15 protein-coding genes are annotated in these 16891 nt (G+C 64.5%); 8 read left to right on the top strand and 7 right to left on the bottom strand.

All coding sequences use genetic code 11. From position 1 onward, the window contains the following. Positions 1 to 75 precede the first annotated feature (75 nt). A complete protein-coding gene (locus AC5E6W_RS00215; protein WP_491750234.1) occupies positions 76 to 648 on the top strand; it encodes a DUF1003 domain-containing protein in 573 nt (190 codons plus the stop codon). A 77-nt stretch (positions 649 to 725) separates the two neighbouring features. Here AC5E6W_RS00215 and AC5E6W_RS00220 read toward each other — a convergent pair whose 3' ends face one another. The 3 genes from AC5E6W_RS00220 to AC5E6W_RS00230 all read right to left on the bottom strand — a co-directional run bounded on the left by AC5E6W_RS00220 (position 726) and on the right by AC5E6W_RS00230 (position 3873). Then, positions 726 to 1133, bottom strand: coding sequence for a hypothetical protein (locus tag AC5E6W_RS00220; RefSeq protein ID WP_491750235.1), 408 nt, complete (start codon positions 1131 to 1133; stop codon positions 726 to 728). Positions 1134 to 1303: 170 nt separating this feature from the next. Further along, entirely contained in the window at positions 1304 to 2368 is a 1065-nt protein-coding gene (gene prfA, locus AC5E6W_RS00225) for a peptide chain release factor 1 (protein ID WP_491750236.1), read from the bottom strand. Positions 2369 to 2787: 419 nt separating this feature from the next. Beyond that, a complete protein-coding gene (locus tag AC5E6W_RS00230) occupies positions 2788 to 3873 on the bottom strand; it encodes a carboxypeptidase-like regulatory domain-containing protein (protein WP_491750237.1) in 1086 nt (361 codons plus the stop codon). A gap of 312 nt (positions 3874 to 4185) precedes the next feature. Here AC5E6W_RS00230 and AC5E6W_RS00235 point away from each other — a divergent pair, with 312 nt between their 5' ends. Beyond that, positions 4186 to 6243 carry an ATP-dependent DNA ligase gene (locus AC5E6W_RS00235; RefSeq protein WP_491750238.1) on the top strand — a complete coding sequence of 686 codons (2058 nt, stop codon included), beginning with the start codon at positions 4186 to 4188 and terminating at the stop codon, positions 6241 to 6243. A gap of 189 nt (positions 6244 to 6432) precedes the next feature. On the opposite strand, the gene AC5E6W_RS00240 is transcribed toward AC5E6W_RS00235, so the two are convergent. Together AC5E6W_RS00240 and AC5E6W_RS00245 are read right to left on the bottom strand one after the other, a co-directional pair. Next, on the bottom strand, positions 6433 to 7956 hold the full coding sequence (locus tag AC5E6W_RS00240) for a DUF8832 domain-containing protein (RefSeq protein WP_491750239.1): 1524 nt from the start codon (positions 7954 to 7956) through the stop codon (positions 6433 to 6435). 163 nt (positions 7957 to 8119) lie between these two features. After that, positions 8120 to 9340: a hypothetical protein gene (locus tag AC5E6W_RS00245; protein WP_491750240.1), complete on the bottom strand. Its 1221-nt coding sequence runs from the start codon at positions 9338 to 9340 to the stop codon at positions 8120 to 8122. A 324-nt stretch (positions 9341 to 9664) separates the two neighbouring features. Between AC5E6W_RS00245 and AC5E6W_RS00250 the strand changes: the two genes are divergently transcribed. The 3 genes from AC5E6W_RS00250 to AC5E6W_RS00260 all read left to right on the top strand — a co-directional run bounded on the left by AC5E6W_RS00250 (position 9665) and on the right by AC5E6W_RS00260 (position 12893). Continuing rightward, positions 9665 to 10252 carry a peptidoglycan L,D-endopeptidase MepK gene (locus AC5E6W_RS00250; protein WP_491750241.1) on the top strand — a complete coding sequence of 196 codons (588 nt, stop codon included), beginning with the start codon at positions 9665 to 9667 and terminating at the stop codon, positions 10250 to 10252. A gap of 117 nt (positions 10253 to 10369) precedes the next feature. Continuing rightward, the gene (alr, locus tag AC5E6W_RS00255) at positions 10370 to 11563 is read left to right on the top strand and encodes an alanine racemase (RefSeq protein WP_491750242.1); all 1194 of its coding nucleotides are present in this window, start codon (positions 10370 to 10372) and stop codon (positions 11561 to 11563) included. A gap of 124 nt (positions 11564 to 11687) precedes the next feature. Continuing rightward, positions 11688 to 12893 carry an alpha/beta hydrolase family protein gene (locus AC5E6W_RS00260; protein ID WP_491750243.1) on the top strand — a complete coding sequence of 402 codons (1206 nt, stop codon included), beginning with the start codon at positions 11688 to 11690 and terminating at the stop codon, positions 12891 to 12893. Between the two features lie 279 nt (positions 12894 to 13172). Here AC5E6W_RS00260 and AC5E6W_RS00265 read toward each other — a convergent pair whose 3' ends face one another. Beyond that, complete coding sequence (locus AC5E6W_RS00265; RefSeq protein ID WP_491750244.1) at positions 13173 to 13571, bottom strand: hypothetical protein; 399 nt, start codon at positions 13569 to 13571, stop codon at positions 13173 to 13175. Positions 13572 to 13773: 202 nt separating this feature from the next. Here AC5E6W_RS00265 and glyA point away from each other — a divergent pair, with 202 nt between their 5' ends. From glyA to AC5E6W_RS00280, 3 genes are all read left to right on the top strand, one after another. Then, complete coding sequence (gene glyA, locus AC5E6W_RS00270; RefSeq protein ID WP_491750245.1) at positions 13774 to 15036, top strand: serine hydroxymethyltransferase; 1263 nt, start codon at positions 13774 to 13776, stop codon at positions 15034 to 15036. A 118-nt stretch (positions 15037 to 15154) separates the two neighbouring features. Then, positions 15155 to 15400 carry a hypothetical protein gene (locus AC5E6W_RS00275; RefSeq protein ID WP_491750246.1) on the top strand — a complete coding sequence of 82 codons (246 nt, stop codon included), beginning with the start codon at positions 15155 to 15157 and terminating at the stop codon, positions 15398 to 15400. Between the two features lie 122 nt (positions 15401 to 15522). After that, positions 15523 to 16050 (top strand): DUF4126 domain-containing protein, encoded by a 528-nt coding sequence (locus tag AC5E6W_RS00280; RefSeq protein ID WP_491750247.1) that lies wholly within the window; start codon positions 15523 to 15525, stop codon positions 16048 to 16050. On the opposite strand, the gene prmC is transcribed toward AC5E6W_RS00280, so the two are convergent. Next, positions 15993 to 16850 (bottom strand): peptide chain release factor N(5)-glutamine methyltransferase, encoded by an 858-nt coding sequence (gene prmC / locus AC5E6W_RS00285; RefSeq protein ID WP_491750248.1) that lies wholly within the window; start codon positions 16848 to 16850, stop codon positions 15993 to 15995. The two genes, AC5E6W_RS00280 and prmC, sit on opposite strands and share 58 nt — an antisense overlap. Between the last annotated feature and the right edge of the window lie 41 nt (positions 16851 to 16891).

Consider the following 16891-nt stretch of genomic DNA (forward strand, 5'->3'; position numbering starts at 1 on the left):
GGATAAAGGAAATCTACGCGAAGCCTCGATCCTTACTTCTGCCATCTACCTCTCTAGGAAGAAGCCGGAGAACCCATGCCTCACCCGCACGTCCAGGAGCACATCGAGCTCATCGCACGGCACGAGCAGGAGTTCCTCGCCCGGCGCACGCCGGCCGAACGACGCAGCGACGCCATCGCGGGCTTCATCGGCAGCCTGCCCTTCGTGGTGTTGCATCTCGCGCTCTTTACGGTGTGGATTGTGTGGAATCTGCTGCCGGATCTGCGCCACTTCGATCCGCGGCCGTTTTCGCTACTGCAGACCTGCGTGGCGATGGAGTCGTTGCTTGCGGCCAGCTTCATCCTGATCCGGCAGACGCGCCTTGCGCGGCGCGCGGACGAGCGCGACCACCTGGTGTTGCAGCTGCTGCTGCTCAGTGAGAAGGAGATCACCACGGTGCTGAGGATGGAGCGCCAGATCGCGCGCCACATCGGCCTCGAGAAGGTGGCGAACTGGGCTGAGGTGATCGAGCTTTCGCGGGAGACTCCGATTGAAGAGGTTGCGCAGGTGATCCAGCAGACGATCACCGACAGCGAGAGCGCCGAGGCCGCTCCACCTCCCGTCATCGGGCTGGGGCTCAGCGGCGAGCGCGCCGAAGAACTGGGATAGCCGGCGACGATTGCGGAACAGCAAGAAGGCCCGCCATGATGGCGGGCCTCTTTCTGCGATAGCTCACGAACAACGTTCTAGTAGTGCCAGTGGTCATGATCGTGACCCCAGTTGTTGCCCGGGTGATCATGGTCCGACATCATGCGGTTCTGTGCCGCCTGGTAGCCGCGGGCGAACGAGTTGCGGTATTGGTCACGGAAGGGACGCGGCACGGGCGGATGGCGGAAGTTGCCCGAACGGGCCACGTCCAGCGGACGATGATTCTGGAAGTCGAAGCGCGCGGAGTCGATGCCTTCGTGGAAGGCGCGGCGGTTCATGTCGTCGAACTCCTGCGGCGGAGCGTCCCACGGGCGTTCCTGCCCGACGCCCACGCCGATGGAGATCTGGCCAGGCGCAGGAGCCGCATGGGCCTGCGTCGCGCTTACGCCCAGCGCTACCGCCGGGATCGCAGCCAACAGAGCAAACTTGTTCCAAAAGGTCTTCATGGTTGGTACCTCACTTTGAGCCGTAAATGGCCTATGCGGTCTAGGACACAAATGAGGGCAAGCGAGTTGCTGCCCACAACGCGAAGATTCTTCGGCGGTTACACGACGCTTCCTGCCGGGGTTGCCTGAGGACTGCAAGAAGGATCGTACCGGGCAAACGTCCGATAGGATCAAGCCTCGGCGGTAGCCTTCAGGCGCTCTGCTGTGTCGTGCGCGATGAGGGCGTCCACCGTGGGCTGCAGCAGGCCTTCCATCACCATCGCGAGCTGATGGTTGGTGAGCCCGATGCGGTGATCGGTGAGGCGGTTCTGCGGGAAGTTGTAGGTGCGGATCTTCTCGCTGCGGTCGCCGGAGCCGATCTGCGCTTTGCGATCCTGCGCCTGCAGCTGGTGCACGCGCTCGGCCTCCACCTCATAGAGTCGCGAGCGCAGCACGCGCATGGCCTTCTCGCGATTCTTGATCTGCGACTTCTCGTCCTGGCAGCTGACCACGGTGTTGGTGGGCAGGTGGGTGATGCGGATCGCGGAGTAGGTGGTGTTCACGCTCTGTCCGCCCGGCCCCGAGGAGCAGAACGTGTCGATGCGAAGATCCTTCTGCTCGATCTTGATGTCGACTTCTTCGGCTTCCGGCAGCACGGCCACTGTGATGGCGGAGGTGTGGACGCGGCCCTGCGTCTCGGTTGCCGGAACGCGCTGCACGCGGTGCACGCCGCTCTCGTACTTCATCTGCGAGTACACCTTGTCGCCTTCGAAGATGGCGGTGATGTCCTTCAGCCCGCCTACATCGGAGTCGGTTTGGGAGAGCACCTCCACCTTCCAGCGATGCTGTTCGGCGAAGCGCAGGTACATGCGGAAGACCTCAGCCACGAACAGCGAGGCCTCGTCGCCGCCGGTGCCGGCGCGGACTTCGATGACGATGTTCTTGTCGTCGTTGGGATCCTTGGGCAGCAGCAGGACCTTGAGTTCTTCCTCGACGGTGGGCAGCTTGGGCTCGAGCTCGGCGAGTTCCATCTCGGCCATCTCGCGCATCTCTGGATCATCCAGCAGCGCCCGAGCGCTGCTGATACCCTCCTTGAGCTTGCGGAACTGGCGGAACTTCTCCACCGTCGGCTCCAGGTCGCGGTGCTGCTTGGCGACGGCCTGGAACTTCTTCTGGTCGCTGAGCAGGGCAGGGTCGCCGAGCTGTGCGCCCAGTTCTTCGTATCTGGCTTCAAGTTGATCGAGCTTGTCGAACATGGCTTTGGGTCTCCATCGCTCCAGCCCTGGATCTTGGAAACGGGCGAGCGAAATCAGTTCAGGAATCGTATCGGGGGTGCGCGACGAAGCGCAGGCGCGGCTGGTCTCAGGCGCAGCTAGGCAAAATCGTGGCGAGCGCTCACCGCGGGAGCGGGAACGCGCCGAACAGCCACCGGCTTGGCATAGGCCGAAGTCATCGTCTATTTGATGGTACCGCGACTACCGGGGATTCGCGGCGGGCAGAAGCCCAATCCCCGTCACCAGGTAGCTTCGCATGGACCCGTCTGGGAACAGCAGCGTGTACTGCTGGCCAACGTCATACCGTTCGGATCGCATCCGTTTTCTCGTGGGACGCCGATTGTGCGCGGTCGTCGCATCCGACCTGCAGCGTCAGGTGCGTTTCCGGAGCCCTTGCAGACTTATGGCTTGCTCGACAGCGTTTCAGCCGTGCGGCCATTGGCATACGCGGGGACGTGAGTGGTGAAGTGCGGCCACACGAACTCACGAAACACTGCCTCGAAGGCGCTCGTGCCGATGCCCAAACCAAGGTTGATCCCTGCCAGGTAGCCCGCACTGTCCGACCGCGGGTGATACAGGCTGGAGACCGCTCCTGCGGACGCGCTGCCCAGCAGATGCGAGTAATTCAGCTCTTGCCGGCCGTTGTCGCCGCGGGTGATGACGCCGTAGGACAGCGCGTGCCATAGCCGGGTGCTGGTCTTGTTCGTCGGACCCAGGTAGAAGTAGCGCGGATCCTGGTGGAAGATCGCGGGGTAAAGCGCATAGCTGAAGGTGTGGGTGAGGATCGCATCACCATAGCCGGCCGCAAAGCGCTTGCCGTAGGAGGCCGCATCGCTGTTGCCCCAGCTCGGAAACGTGTTCCGATACTGTTCCACTCCCGCGGCTGCAGCTACTCCGAGAAAGATCGTTGGATCGGTTACACTGCGCAGGTTCAGCTTGAACTTCTGCCGGGTATCGAGCGGCGCGGCGTCGTAGATGAAGCTGGTGTAGAAGTTCGGGATGATGCCGACGATGCGCTGTTGCGTCTCGAGCTTGAGCTCTTCCTCGGCGACGGCGGTGGAATTGGCCGAGACCGTGATCGAGGTCTCCGCGGTGGCTGGCGTCAGCGCGAACGGCGGCAGCTCGGCGTGCTCGCCGGGCGCGAGACCCACCGCCCGCGTGAGCAGGGTCCGGAACTGGGGCGCCGCGATGAGCATCGTGTATTCCCCGAAACCCAGGCTGGTGAAGCGGAAGTGCCCCGTACCGTCAGTGGCTGTACTCCGCAGGTTTGCGTACCCCTTTTCGGAGAGCGTTACCGTCGCCCCCGGAATGACTCCGCCGTGGCCGTCGGTTACCTCACCATCGATGATGCCGCTGCCGGGCTGGGCCTGTCCCGCCGCCTGCAGCAGGAACCCCGGAGCGTTGGGAAGAACCGGCGCGCCGATGGCGCTGGATACGACACCCTGGCCGCAGCCCGGGGCACAACAAGCGACCAACGAAGCTGCCACCAGGGCCACTCCGCGAAGCGAATATCCCACGTAAGACTCTCCCCGCCCGCGATTCACTGCGTCCGGAATACTGTATTGGACGCCGGATGGACTCGCACAGCGGTATGACAATTCGTTCATAGCGAAGAATTTAGCGGGAGCGTGTGAATCGGAGTCGTGTCGGATTGCGAGACCGGAGACGACGTCGCGAACCGACGGAGCGGCCGACAACATTACGAGAGGCCGCCGCTTCGGAGAAGCAACCAGAAACGCTAGAATCCGCTGAGCAACTCTTGCGCAAATTGGCGGGGAGCTGCAGCGAGGTTCTCCTGGATGGCCCTGTTCTCCGCGCTGGCGCGGCTGGCTGAAAACCTGTCGCACCAGAGCAGCCGGCTGCAGAAGCGCGCCCTCATCGCGCAGGCGGTGGCAGCGGTGGCGGGTGTGCCCCAGATGCTGCATGGCGAAGCTGCGCCCGTGCTCAGTCCGGAGGTGGAGAGCGAGTTGGGTCGCTTCTGCCTATACCTCGCGGGCACGCCGTTTCCAGAGGCTGACCCTCGCAAGCTCAATGCCGGTGGCGCGCTGCTCTCTCGAGCGGTCAAGGCGGTGTCGGGCTGCACGGATGCCGCGCTGACCACGGCGTATCGCCGGCATGGCGACCTTGGATCCGCCGCGCACGACCTGCTGATTCCTCCTTACGGCAATGCACCTACCGAGGCTGTGTTGACCTTGTCTGCTGTGGGCGAGGTCTTCATGGCGATGGCGTCGGCGAGAGAATCCAGTTCGCGCGCCGCGCTGGTCGAAGGCCTGCTGCGGCGCGCGACCGCACTCGAAGCGAAGTACCTCATCAAGCTGATGCTGGGCGACATGCGCATCGGCGTGAAGCAGAGCCTGATCGAGGAGGCCATCGCGGTGGCGTCGGCTTCCGAGCCCGCGGCGGTACGACATGCCGTGATGCTCGAAGCCGATCTTGGGCGAGCGACGGCGCTGGCCTTTCGCGGAGCACTGGCGGAAGCTCGCATGCGGCTCTTCCATCCGCTGGGCTTCATGCTCGCGTCGCCGGTGGCGAGCCCGGAAGAGGCGGTGGCTCGTTTCACGGAGAAGCCTGCGAAGGCGAAGGCGGTTGTTGAATTGGAGATTGAGCCGGACGCTGACCAGTCCTCTTCTGAAGATGAGGACTTCGAGGACCTCAGTGGGCCGGAGGCGCTTGCGGGCCGGGACGACGACACGCTGGCGGAGGATGTCGAAGCCGAGGGCGAGAAGCAGGCCCTTCCCCTCCGTGATGCTCAGGGTCAGGATGACAAATCCGGTCCGCCTGTTCTCCAAGCATTCCTTGAGGACAAGTACGACGGCATGCGGGCGCAGATCCACCTCGGCGATCCGGCTGCGCCGGGGCGCGTAGCGATCTACTCGCGGAACCGCGAGGACATTACGCAGAGCTACCCCGAGATCGTGGAGGCGTTCCATGATGTGGTCGAGGCGCCTGCCGGCATGATTCTGGATGGCGAGATTCTGGGCTGGGACCTGGAGGCGAATAAGGCGCTGCCGTTTGCCATCCTCGGCCAGCGCATCGGGCGTAAGAAGGTGGACAACGAGCTGCGCCGCCGCATCCCGGTGGTGTTCATGGCGTTCGACCTGCTCTTCGAGCGCGGCGAGCTTCTGCTCTCGCGGCCGTTGCGCGAGCGTCGCGAGCGTTTGGAGCAGGTGGTCGCGCGGCTGGCTCCTGGGGCCACGGCGGCGCTCGATCAGCACACGGCATTCGCTCCCGGAGGGCTGTTCGCCGCACTGGCGACGGATGAGGACCACATGCCGCGCCTGATGCTCTCACCCGCGAAGCTGGTGGAGAGCGCGGAGGCCATCGACCTCGCATACGCCGAAGCCCGCGCGCGAGCGAATGAAGGCGTGATGATCAAGAGCGCGGCGTCGCTGTACATCCCTGGGAGACGTGGACTCGCGTGGGTGAAGCTGAAGCGTGAGCTGGGCACCCTGGATGTGGTGATCACTGGCGCGGAGTTCGGGCACGGCAAGCGGGCGGGGCTGCTCTCGGACTACACGTTCGCAGTGCAGGGAGCGGCGGGGCCGGACGGCGAACCGCTGCTGCTGAATGTGGGCAAGGCATACTCGGGCGTTACGGACCAGGAGATTGCCGAACTCACCGGCTGGCTGAAGGCGCACACACTGGAGGACCATGGCCACTTCCGTACTGTCGAGCCGCTGCGAGTGCTGGAGGTGGCGTTCAACAACGTGATGCGCTCGGAGCGGCATGCTTCGGGCTTTGCGCTGCGCTTCCCGCGGATTCTCAGGATTCGCGATGACAAACCGGTTGGCGAGATCGACACGCTGGAGCGCGTGGAGGAGATTTATCTCTCGCAGCCAGATCGGCCGCAGGAGTAAATCGAAGTTCGGAGCAGGGTGGGTACCCCCCTCCCCCCCTTTTGCGCAAAGTCTTCCATCGAGGGGAGATAGGTCCGGACCTGCCTTGCGGCGGGTGTATGGGTTGGCCGAACGCTACGGTCTGGAGAACCCTCTATCTCCATTGTAGTGACTGGGGATGGGAAGTATGCCAACGTTGCCTGGTAGCCGCTACTTTACCTCGGCGTCGAAGACGCCCGTCTCCACCGTGCCCGCGTGCTTCATCTGGATGAAGATGCGGTAGCGGCCGGGCGAGGGGAAACCATACGGGAAACTGACCACCGGCGAGAGCGCCTTGGGTTGCATCCCGGGCATGGCGTTCATGTCCATGCCGGGCATGTCCGGCATGTTCTGCGCGGAGCCCAGCGTCATGTCGGAACCGGTCATGCCTGCGCTGGTGCTTGCGTTGGCGAGCATCACCGCGGGCATCGCCGCCGAACCCTCGGGATGGGTGTGGGCGAAGGCGGTCAGATCCGCCTTCACGAAGGCCGCGTGGCCCGGCATGCCGAGGTAGGGCTCGACGTCGGTGGCGGGTTTGCCGGTGGCATCGAGCAGGGTGAACTGGAAGGCGTAGCCGCGGTTGGCGGCGATCGTGTCGGGCTTCTTCCAGACCATGGTGTAACCGTCGGGGAGCTTGTAGCTTGTGCCCAGATCACCTGCGGAGAGCGGCGGCGGGGCGGCAGACGCGTCTTCGGGCGCAAGGGGAGCGGTCGAGGCTCCAGCGGGAATCGTCAGCGTGGCTGTCTCGGTTTCGGGGAAGCCATTCGAATACACGATGTCCGCGAAGAGCTTGTAGGTTCCGGCCGGCATCGCGGGGAGCGTCTCGCTCAGTCCCACCTTGCCCACCGGCGCGGGATGCAGGTGATACGCCGCGTCCATCTCCGGAATGCGGATGGCGTAGAGGTGCATCAGGTGGCCATGGTCGGGCAGCAGATCCTTGTTCTTCAGGGCCTTCCAGACGTTCTCGGCGTCCTTGTCGGGATCGCCGATGGTCAGCGTCAGCAGCGAGCCGTTCAGTACCGGGCGCATCTCGCTGGCGTGCCAGATGCGGTCGGAGTAATCCGCGGCCTCGACGTTCCACCACTTGCCGCCGAGCCATACCGCCGCGACCATCAACGCGAGTGTGGCGAGACCCGCGAGCAGGGCGCGCTTGCGGCGGTCGGGCGTGGGCTGAGCTTGAGGGATCAAGCGCGCCTCGCTCGTAGCCGCCATCACGATGCCCACGGCTCCAAGCACGAGCAGCAGGCCAAGCACCGCGAGCAGGGCTCCCATGCTCTTGTCCATGTGCAGCATGCTCAGGGCGGCGGCGGGAACGGGAACGCTTGCGGTTGCAGGCCCGGAAGCTCCGTTGGCGGTGAAGCGGACCTGCCAGGAGCCGGAGAAGAAGCCGGGGTCGTCGGCCGAGCGGGTGAGCGGATCGGCCGTGGGGGGATGCTTCGAGGCCTCGCCGGTGAGCATCATGGGTGCGACGGAAAGCAAGGTCACGCTGGCGCCGGAGGTTCGCACCTCGACGGTCGCCACGCCAGGAATCACGTTGGGCGGGCGGATAGTGACGAAGAGCGTGTAGGGACCGGCCAGGACCTGCTCGAAGATGTCCTTGTTGCCGACGTGGGCGTGGGCCGGAAGGGCGGAGCACAACGCGAAGAGCGTGAGCAGGGAGATCCAGAGGCTGGAGCGCGCGCAGTTGCGGGGCATTGGTCCCTCAGGGGCTAAAGCCCCTCTGGTTTTCGGGGACGGGGATGGCGGGGCTGAAGCCCCGCCCTGACAAAGCAGAGACGGTGGCCTGTTCCTCATCGCTGCACCCCGCGCGGCAGATACCGAGAGCGGATGCGCGTGACGGCTGACTTTGTCGAAACGCTCATCGCTGCACCCCGCGCATCCAGCGGCCAAAGGCCAGGCCGATCCAGGAAGAGGCCATCGCGCAGAGGGTTGCGATGCTGAGGCCGCGGAACAGTGGGACACCCCATGCGGGTTTGAAGAACCGGCGCGTGCGCTCGTAGCCTCCGGGACGGGCGGTGTAGTCGAAGTACGCCGAGCCGAAGAAGCGGTTGTCGGCGTGGTGCGAGAGGAGGAAGTTGGCGAAGTTCCACTCGATGGGCGCGAGGACCAGCATGAAGAGGAGGCCCGAGGCGATGGCGATCTGCCACAGCTTCCAAGTCGTGGTGCGCTGCCAGAGGAGATCGAGCGCGATGGCGGCGGGGAGCAAAAGGACGGGGAATTTTGCCGGCACGAGGTGCGTGACCGGGAAGTACACCGGGCCGAGTTTGGGCTGCGCCGGGAAGAGCGGGAACAGGAGGATCTCGCCGATGAGGAAGACCATGTAGATGGAGCAGCACACCGTCGCGGCCCACGGGTAGCGCGAGGCCTGCCACAGCAGCGCGAGGATCACCGGGACGGCGATCCCGAGCGCGACGTAGGCCACGCCCTGGTGCAGCACGATGTCCCAGGTGTACTCCTGCACGAAGAACATCTGCCCGACGACCGCAATGCCGCCGAGGTAGAGGAAGAGCTTCTGCAGCTTCGGGAAGAGCGAAGTCTGCGTGAGCGCGGCGCGGTTCATGGCTGCGAGGATCAGGAACATCATGCCGAGGCTGACCGCGCGGATGCCAAGAATGAGCAGCGTGTGCGGCGGCGAGACGATCTTGACGTCGAGCCCGTAGGCGTTGTGCCACCAGTTGTCGAAGGGCGCGGAGGTGAGCATGGCCACGCCACCCCAGCCGGCGAGGAAGACGCCCAGCGGGGCGCGCAGGCCGAAGACGCTTACCGACTCGGAGCGGAGCTCGGCGGCTCCGGCGCTGCGGCCGAAGGTGGCGCGTGTGACCAGCACCATACCGACGATTCCCGCCAGCACGCCGCAGAGGTAGATGGCCATGTGTGCGGGGGTCCAGAAGGTGTCGCGGCCGATGGAGCGGTGCCAGGAGACGTCCCACGAGCCGCCGATGGAGGCTGAGGTCACGGCGATCACGCCAACCCAGAGGTACCACGGTACACCAGCGCTCCCGGTGCGCAGCGGGCCAGCGACCGTTGCCGCGGGGGGCGCCCCGCCCAGAAATCCTGTTCCTGCCGCAGATCCTGCCATGCGCGGGTCTCCTTTGAAGTTGTTGAAAACGATCCTAACCGGGGAAATGGGCCGCAATCACTGACATTTGTCAGGAATCGTGCCTGGGGTTGCCTGGGTACCTCCAATGACAAAGGAATTACCCGGACAGGTGATAGCCGGAGGCAATCTGTCCGATAGAATCAGTAGATAGAAATGACGATTGGCAATTCCGATTTGCCTGTCCGAATCCGAAGCCGAGGCTGCACGCCCGCACCGGCTCCCTCCCTGGAGACTGCTTCGTCAATGTTTTTCCCGGCCCCGATTACTTCCCTCCGCTCCTGCCTTCTTCGCGTGGCTCCTTTCATGGCAGCCTTCGTCCTTGGCGGATTGTTTCTCCTCCAACCCGCTTGCGGCGCTTCCCCGAATGCACCCCTGGCTGATTCCTCGATCTCCCAGACCAGGCATCCCGGCGCGACGCGCTATGAGCTGCACCTGCACCACCTGCACACGGGCGAGAGCCTGGATGTGGTCTACCGCATCGGCGATGAGTACCTTCCCGACGCGATGGAGAAGCTGAACCACTTCCTCCGTGACCATCGCACGCAGGACACCGCGGCCTACGATCCGAAGGAGTTCGACCTGCTGCATGATCTGCTGGGGCGGCTGCATAAGCCTAACGGCGAGATCGACATCGTCTGCGGCTATCGCACGCCGCAGTCCAACAGCTTCCTGCGCACGCTGGGCGGCCGGGTGGCCGCGGCGCAGACGGGTGTTGCCGAGCACTCGCAGCACATGCTGTCGAAGGCGATTGATATCCGTATTCCGGGTGTGACGACCAAGACGCTGCGCGACGTGGCGCTGAGCCTGCACGAGGGCGGCGTGGGTTACTACCCCGTCAGCCAGTTCGTGCACGTGGATGTGGGCCCGGTGCGGCAGTGGAGCTTTCGGTAAGACAGTGAATAGTGAAAAGTGAGAAGTGAATAGGAAGTGCGGCAGCGTCACCCTTCCTCACTCATCCCCTTCACTACGCACTGGCTCCATCCTCGATAATCAACGTCGAGGGAAAGCATGAAGTCCTGGATTGAGATCTCCGGTGCGCGGCTGCGTGCCAACTACCTTGCGCTGAAGACGGCGGTGGGTGAAGGCGTGGTCGCGCTGGGCGTCATCAAGGCGAACGCTTATGGGCACGATGCGGTGCTCTGCGGCCGCGTGCTGGTGGACGCCGGCGCGACGATGCTGGGCGTGGCAGACGTCGAGGAAGCGGCGCGGCTACGGATCGAGGGCGGGCTCACGGAGCCGGCCATCCTGATCATGAGCGGCATCGAGCTGGACGATGCGGCGGCAGTGCTCGAGCACAGGCTTACTCCCATCGTCTGGACAGCGGGGCAGCTCAGCGCACTGGAAGAAGCGGCTGCAGCGACGCGGCAGCCGGTGTCTATTCATCTGGAGATCGACACCGGCATGGCTCGGCAGGGAGCGGCTCCGGGAGAGGAACTGGCCGCGGTTCTTGCGCAGTTGAAGGCTTCCCGCTGGCTGATGCTCGAAGGCCTGATGACGCACCTGGCGAACTCGCAGGTGGAGCGGGGACGTTTCACGGAGAAGCAGCGCGAGCGCTTTGCGGCTGCGCTGCAGCAGGTGCTGGCTGCGGGGCTGCATCCTGAGTATCTGCACCTGGCGAATAGCTCGGCGATCGATGAAGGCTCTACGCTGCGGTGGCTGCGCGAGACGTGTGCACAGTTCGGCATCCAGCCGATGGTGCGGCCTGGGATTGCGCTGTATGGATACATCCTTCCGATTGAGAATGAGCGCGACGAGCAAGGGGAAGCCTTGCCCATCGAGGGCGCGGTGGCGTCGCAGCTGCAGCCCGTGCTGACGTGGAAGACGCGCATCATGGCGCTGCGAGAGCTCTCCGCGGGCGAGCATGTGGGTTACAGCTCCAGCTTCATGGCGCATGGCCCCATGCGCACGGCGCTGCTGCCCATTGGCTACTCGGATGGGTTTCGGCGGTCGGCCTCGTCTGCCGCTCCGCCGGACTGGCAGCGGGGCTGGGTGATGATCGGCGGCAAGCAGGCGTATGTGCTAGGTCGGGTGTCGATGAATCTCACGCTGGTGGATGTGACGGAGATCCCGGAGGCTGCGGTGGGCACGGAGGTGACGCTGCTGGGTGAGGGCGTGACGGCCGACGACCATGCGGAGTGGGCGGGGACGATCAGCTACGAGATTCTTTGCGGGATCCGGGCGAAGCACTTGCTGGTGGTGTAAACAAAGCGTGATCGAGCTGGGAGCTCGGGGTTTTGAGCTGCGAGTTGCCAGATCCCAGATCCCAGTGGCGCGACAATCGGCGATTGCAACTTCGCCGTCATCCTGCGGGCGTTAAACTGGATGAATGCATATGGGGCTTTATGCCAGGTGGATGTACGCCTGGGAGACCGCGCTAACGACGCGCGATGAGAATCGCATCGAGCGCCCACTGGAGTGGGGATTCGATCATCTGGCCGATTTTGGCGGCTCCGAGGCCGCGGAGCGGGTGGCGCGGGGCGAGCTGACCGCGTTCGATGCGATGATTGCGATCAATCGGCGCATCGTGGCCGACCCGCACAGCTTCTTCGACTACGCCGAGCCCACCGACTTCCGGCTGGAGATGCGGCACCCGGAACTGTTCCCGACCAATGTGAGGCCGGAGACGTTGGAGGCCGAGCGCGAGTGGCATCGGCGGGCCGAGGTTGGCGAGCTGCGGCGCGAGCCGTTCCTGCGCTTCACCTCTCCGGTGCGCACGCCGTACCCGGAAAACGACCTGGTCAATGCGCGGTGGTATGAAGAGCAAGGGTCCAGGGATCAGGGCCAAGGGCCCAGACGGCCGAAGCAGGCCATCATTGTGATGCCGCAGTGGAACGCCGATGCGTTCTCGCACAATGCGTTGTGCGAGATCTTCCAGAAGTTCGGGGTGGCGTCGTTGCGGCTCTCGAAGCCGTACCATGACATCCGGCGGCCGGAGGAGCTGGAGCGATCCGACTACGCCGTGAGCGCCAATGTCGGGCGCACGATCGCCGCGTGTCGGCAGGCGGTGGCGGATATCCGTTCGTGCGTCGACTGGCTGTCGGCGCAGGGCTATGAGCAGTTTGGCGTGCTGGGCACGAGCCTGGGCAGTTGCTACGCCTTCGTCGCCGCGGCGATGGATCCGCGCATCCGTATCTGTGCGTTCAACCATGCGTCGACGTGGTTCGGCGATGTGGTGTATACGGGGCAGAGCACGCGGCACGTGCGTGCGGCACTGGATCATGCGGGTCTCACGCAGGACACCACGCGGGAGCTGTTCACCGGTATCAGCCCGATGAGCTTCATGAATCAGTTTGCGGACGCCAAGCGGCGGACGCTGGTCATCCATGCAAAGTACGACCTGACGTTCCTGCACGAGTTCTCGCTGGACGTACTGCGCAACTTCGACGCGCACCATATCGACTATGTAGCGAAGGAACTCCCCTGCGGGCACTATGTGACCGGAGAGTTTCCCTACAAGTACATGGATGGATGGTGGATGGGGTCGTTCGTGTGGCGGGAGTTCCGGCGGCTGGCGCGCGAAACGCAGGGCTGATTCGGCGCGAAGCCTACTTATCGCCCTGGACCAGCGTGTAGACGCAGGGCACCGTGATCATCGCGACGAAGATGGTGCAGAGGAACAGGTCATACATGGTTCAGCTCCAAGGAACCTCGCGAAGCCGCGCTGCGCGTGAGGTTCGGCAAGGCAAAGTATCCTGCACGTAAGACGCTGCGGCCATCACACTTTGGCTCGGAGACGCTGACCTCGGGGGAGTACGATCGTCATGCCACGAAGGTGGGAGCCGGTGCTGCCGTCGTGAGGCTGGAACGCTCCTTAGTCGCGCTTCATCGTGCGCAGCAGGCGTACCAGTACGGCCCACGGGGTATCGCGGCGCGAGTCACGGGCTCTATCCGCCGCAGGCATCGGATGCACGCGGCCAAAGCGTTCCGCTTGCCGCCGCGCGGCGATTGCCGCAATCTCCTGCTCTACCTGAGCCACAATTATTCGGGTCTGCGAGATTGCCGAGCCGTGCATGCTCGCGGGGGAAACGTCGTTCCCAAGGCGTTCTCCCTTGACCAGGAAAAGCCCGCGATAACGCGCTGGCGCGAGTGGAATCGCTGGTGTAGGGGGCGGCGGCACGACTGCAGCGTCGGAGGTCAGCGCCGCGTCCTCCAAGAGAGGGTCCAGAGCGGACGAGGAGCGTGCTGGAAAGTGCAGCATCTGGTCAGCCATCGTCGTCTCCTCTCCTGGGGTGGCGTGGAAATCGGGGTGTTCCCTGCCGCACATTCCCAGAATCAGAATCGGCAATAACGCTAGTGGGCGTGAATCCCACCAAGGCGGCAGAGGCCCGGCATTGGCTCTCCCCGACTGTCCGAGACCGCCGCAGGGTTCACACGCAGACGACCCACGCGGGGGCGAGTAAAATCTCGGATGTATGCCGATTGATCTGAACGCCCCGCTCGCTGTTGAAGATCCGGAGATCTTCTCCCTCGTTGAGAAGGAAGTCCTGCGCCAGCACGAAGGTCTGGAGATGATTGCCAGCGAGAACTTCGTCTCGCGCGCGGTGCTCGAGGCCGCAGGTACGGTCTTCACCAACAAGTACGCCGAGGGATATCCCGGCAAGCGGTACTACGGCGGCTGCGAGTATGCAGACGTCGTCGAAAACCTGGCCCGTGACCGCGCCAAGCAGATCTTCGGCGCCGAGCATGTCAACGTGCAGCCGCACTCGGGCTCGCAGGCCAACGCGGCGGCCTACATGACGCTGCTGAACCCCGGTGACACCCTCCTGGGGCTCGACCTGGCGCACGGCGGCCACCTGACCCACGGCCACAAGCTCAACTTTTCGGGCAAGCTCTACAAGATCGCCGGCTACCAGGTGCGCAAGGATACGGAGACGATCGACTACGACGCGCTCGAGGCCCAGGCGATTGAGGTGAAGCCCAAGATTATCGTCGGTGGAGGCTCGGCTTACCCGCGCATCTTCGACTTCGCCCGGATGCGCGAGATCGCCGACAAGGTGGGCGCATACTTCATGGTGGACATGGCGCACTTTGCGGGCCTGGTGGCGGGCGGAGCGCATCCCTCGCCGGTGCCACATGCGCACATGGTGACCAGCACGACGCACAAGACGCTGCGCGGACCGCGCTCCGGCCTGATCCTGTGCAACCAGGAGTTTGCCGCGGGTGTCGACCGCTCGGTGTTTCCGGGCCAGCAGGGTGGGCCGCTGGTGCATATCGTCGCAGCCAAGGCGGTTGCTTTCGGTGAAGCACTGCAGCCGGAGTTCAAGACTTATGCCGCGCAGGTGGTCGCGAATGCGAAGACCCTGGCAGCGGAGATCCAGGAGCATGGGTTCCGCGTGGTGTCCGGCGGAACGGACACGCATGTGCTGCTGGTCGATGTCTTCCAGCGCGGCATGCTGGGCTCCGAGGCTGAGGTAGCACTGGGCGCGGCTGGGATCACGGTGAACAAGAATGCGATTCCCTTCGACGTGAATCCTCCGCTGAAGCCTTCGGGCATCCGCCTGGGAACGCCGGCGCTGACCACGCGCGGGATGAAGGAAGCGGAGATGAAGACCATCGCCGCGTGGATCGTGGAGGCGCTCGAGAACCGGGGGAACGCGGACAAGCTGGAGGAGATTCGCGGGCGCGTCGCGGAGCTTGCCGAGCAGTTCCCGCTGTACGGCTACCTGCGCGCGTAGCGCTCCAGCGTGAGGGAGCATCGCCACGAAGGTGGGATCGCTCCACGCGAGGTGGGACGCTATCCTCAGGCTGTTTGGGTCCGGCTGATGGATCGGCCGGTGGAGAGGAGCGTCTCGCATGACTGACGGCATGGGAGCCAGCGACAAGGCGAAGGTGCTCGCACGGTGCTTCGGGTACATTGCGCTGGGCGTGATCGCCGGGCTGGTGCTGCCGATTGTGCTGTTCTTCGCGATCTTCCACAATGCCAGCGGCGGTGGCCTGTGGCGCATCAGCCTCATCTCGATCTGCATGCCCTCGTTCGCGATCATCGGGCTCGCCAAGGCGCTGAAGGACTGGCGCGCGTACGCGGCTACACATCCTTAGCTTGCCTAGCGCGCCTGCTCACAGGTAGCGTCGGTTTGTATGGCTGCCATCCCGCCGTAACGTGGCCGGGACGCCCATCGCCTGTGTGGTGAGGCTGGAGGCGGCTGCCCTAAGGATTCAGCATGCTGGATGTTCTCTTTCTTGGTATCGCGAACGGGATGCGGACGATGACCCCGATCGCGGTCGTTTGCTGGGCTGCGTGGCTCGGCTACCTGCCCCAGGAGGGTTGGGGCGCGTGGGCGGGGACGCTGCCCGCGGTGATCATCTTCACCCTCTGTGCTGTGGGCGAGTGGGTGGCTGACATTCTGCCGCAGACTCCGAGCCGAAAGACGCCGTTCCCGTTCGCCGCCCGAATCGTGTTTGGAGCGCTCAGTGCGAGCCTGGCCTGGCATGCGTTGAACGAGCCGCTGGCTGGTGGCATCCTCTGTGGCGTGATCGGTGCGGTCCTCGGCACGCTGGGAGGCTATCGGCTGCGCATGTGGGGAGCCGGCAAGGTCGGCCGCGACTGGCCGGTCGGCGTGGCGGAATCAGCGCTGGCCGTGGGGATTGCCATCCTGATGGTGTGGCGGATGCACCAAGGTTTTGTCCATCCCTACGAAACGGGGCTTTCTCGTTTCTCCGCCAGCACCATGCGCGGGATCCCAGCGTAGTCGTCGAGAAAACGGGGCTCGCCCCATGCGGCGGCGGCATCGTGGGGAGTCTGGGCGGTGAAGAGATCGCGCAGGGATTCGCGCTGGCCGAAGCCGAACTCCATCGCCAGCAGGCCCCCGGAGACAAGCGCGGTGTGCGCCTGCGGAATCAGCCTGCGATAGACCTCGAGGCCATCTCCGGCGAAGAGTGCGAGATGCGGCTCGTGGGCGACGACCTCCCGCGCGAGCGTTAGAGCATCGGCCAACGGGATGTAGGGCGGGTTGGAGACGATGACGTCGAAGGTGTTCGAATCAAGAGCGGCCAGCAGGTCTGACTGAAGGAAACGGATCGCGGCGCCCAGGCGTTTCGCATTGCGTTCGGCCACTGCAAGCGCCGCGGGGGAGAGATCCACCGCCGTCACACTGGCCTGCGGAAGCTCGAGGGCGAGCGTTACCGAGATGGCTCCGGAGCCTGCGCCGACGTCGAGAATTCGGGGCGAGGTCAGCGCACGGCTGCGGATCCACTCCAGGACGGCCTCGACCAGCAGCTCCGTCTCGGGTCGAGGAATTAGTACATCGGGGCTCACCACGAACATGCGGCCGAAGAACTCCTGCACTCCGGTGAGGTGTTGCAGCGGTTCTTGCGCAGCACGGCGGACGGCCAAGGCTCGAAGGCGCGCGGCCTCTTCTTCGCGCAGCTCGGCTTCGGGATGGGCCAGCAGCCATGCGCGATCTCTCCCGAGGATGTGCTGCGCCAGCACTTCGGCGTCACGCCGCGTGATGGTGGCTGCGGCTTCGTTCAGTGCTTCGTCGAGTCTCATGCTTCTGCTTCGGGAGTTCTCCGTCGTCTGTCGACTGCATC

This window comes from Bryocella sp. (assembly GCF_058498515.1).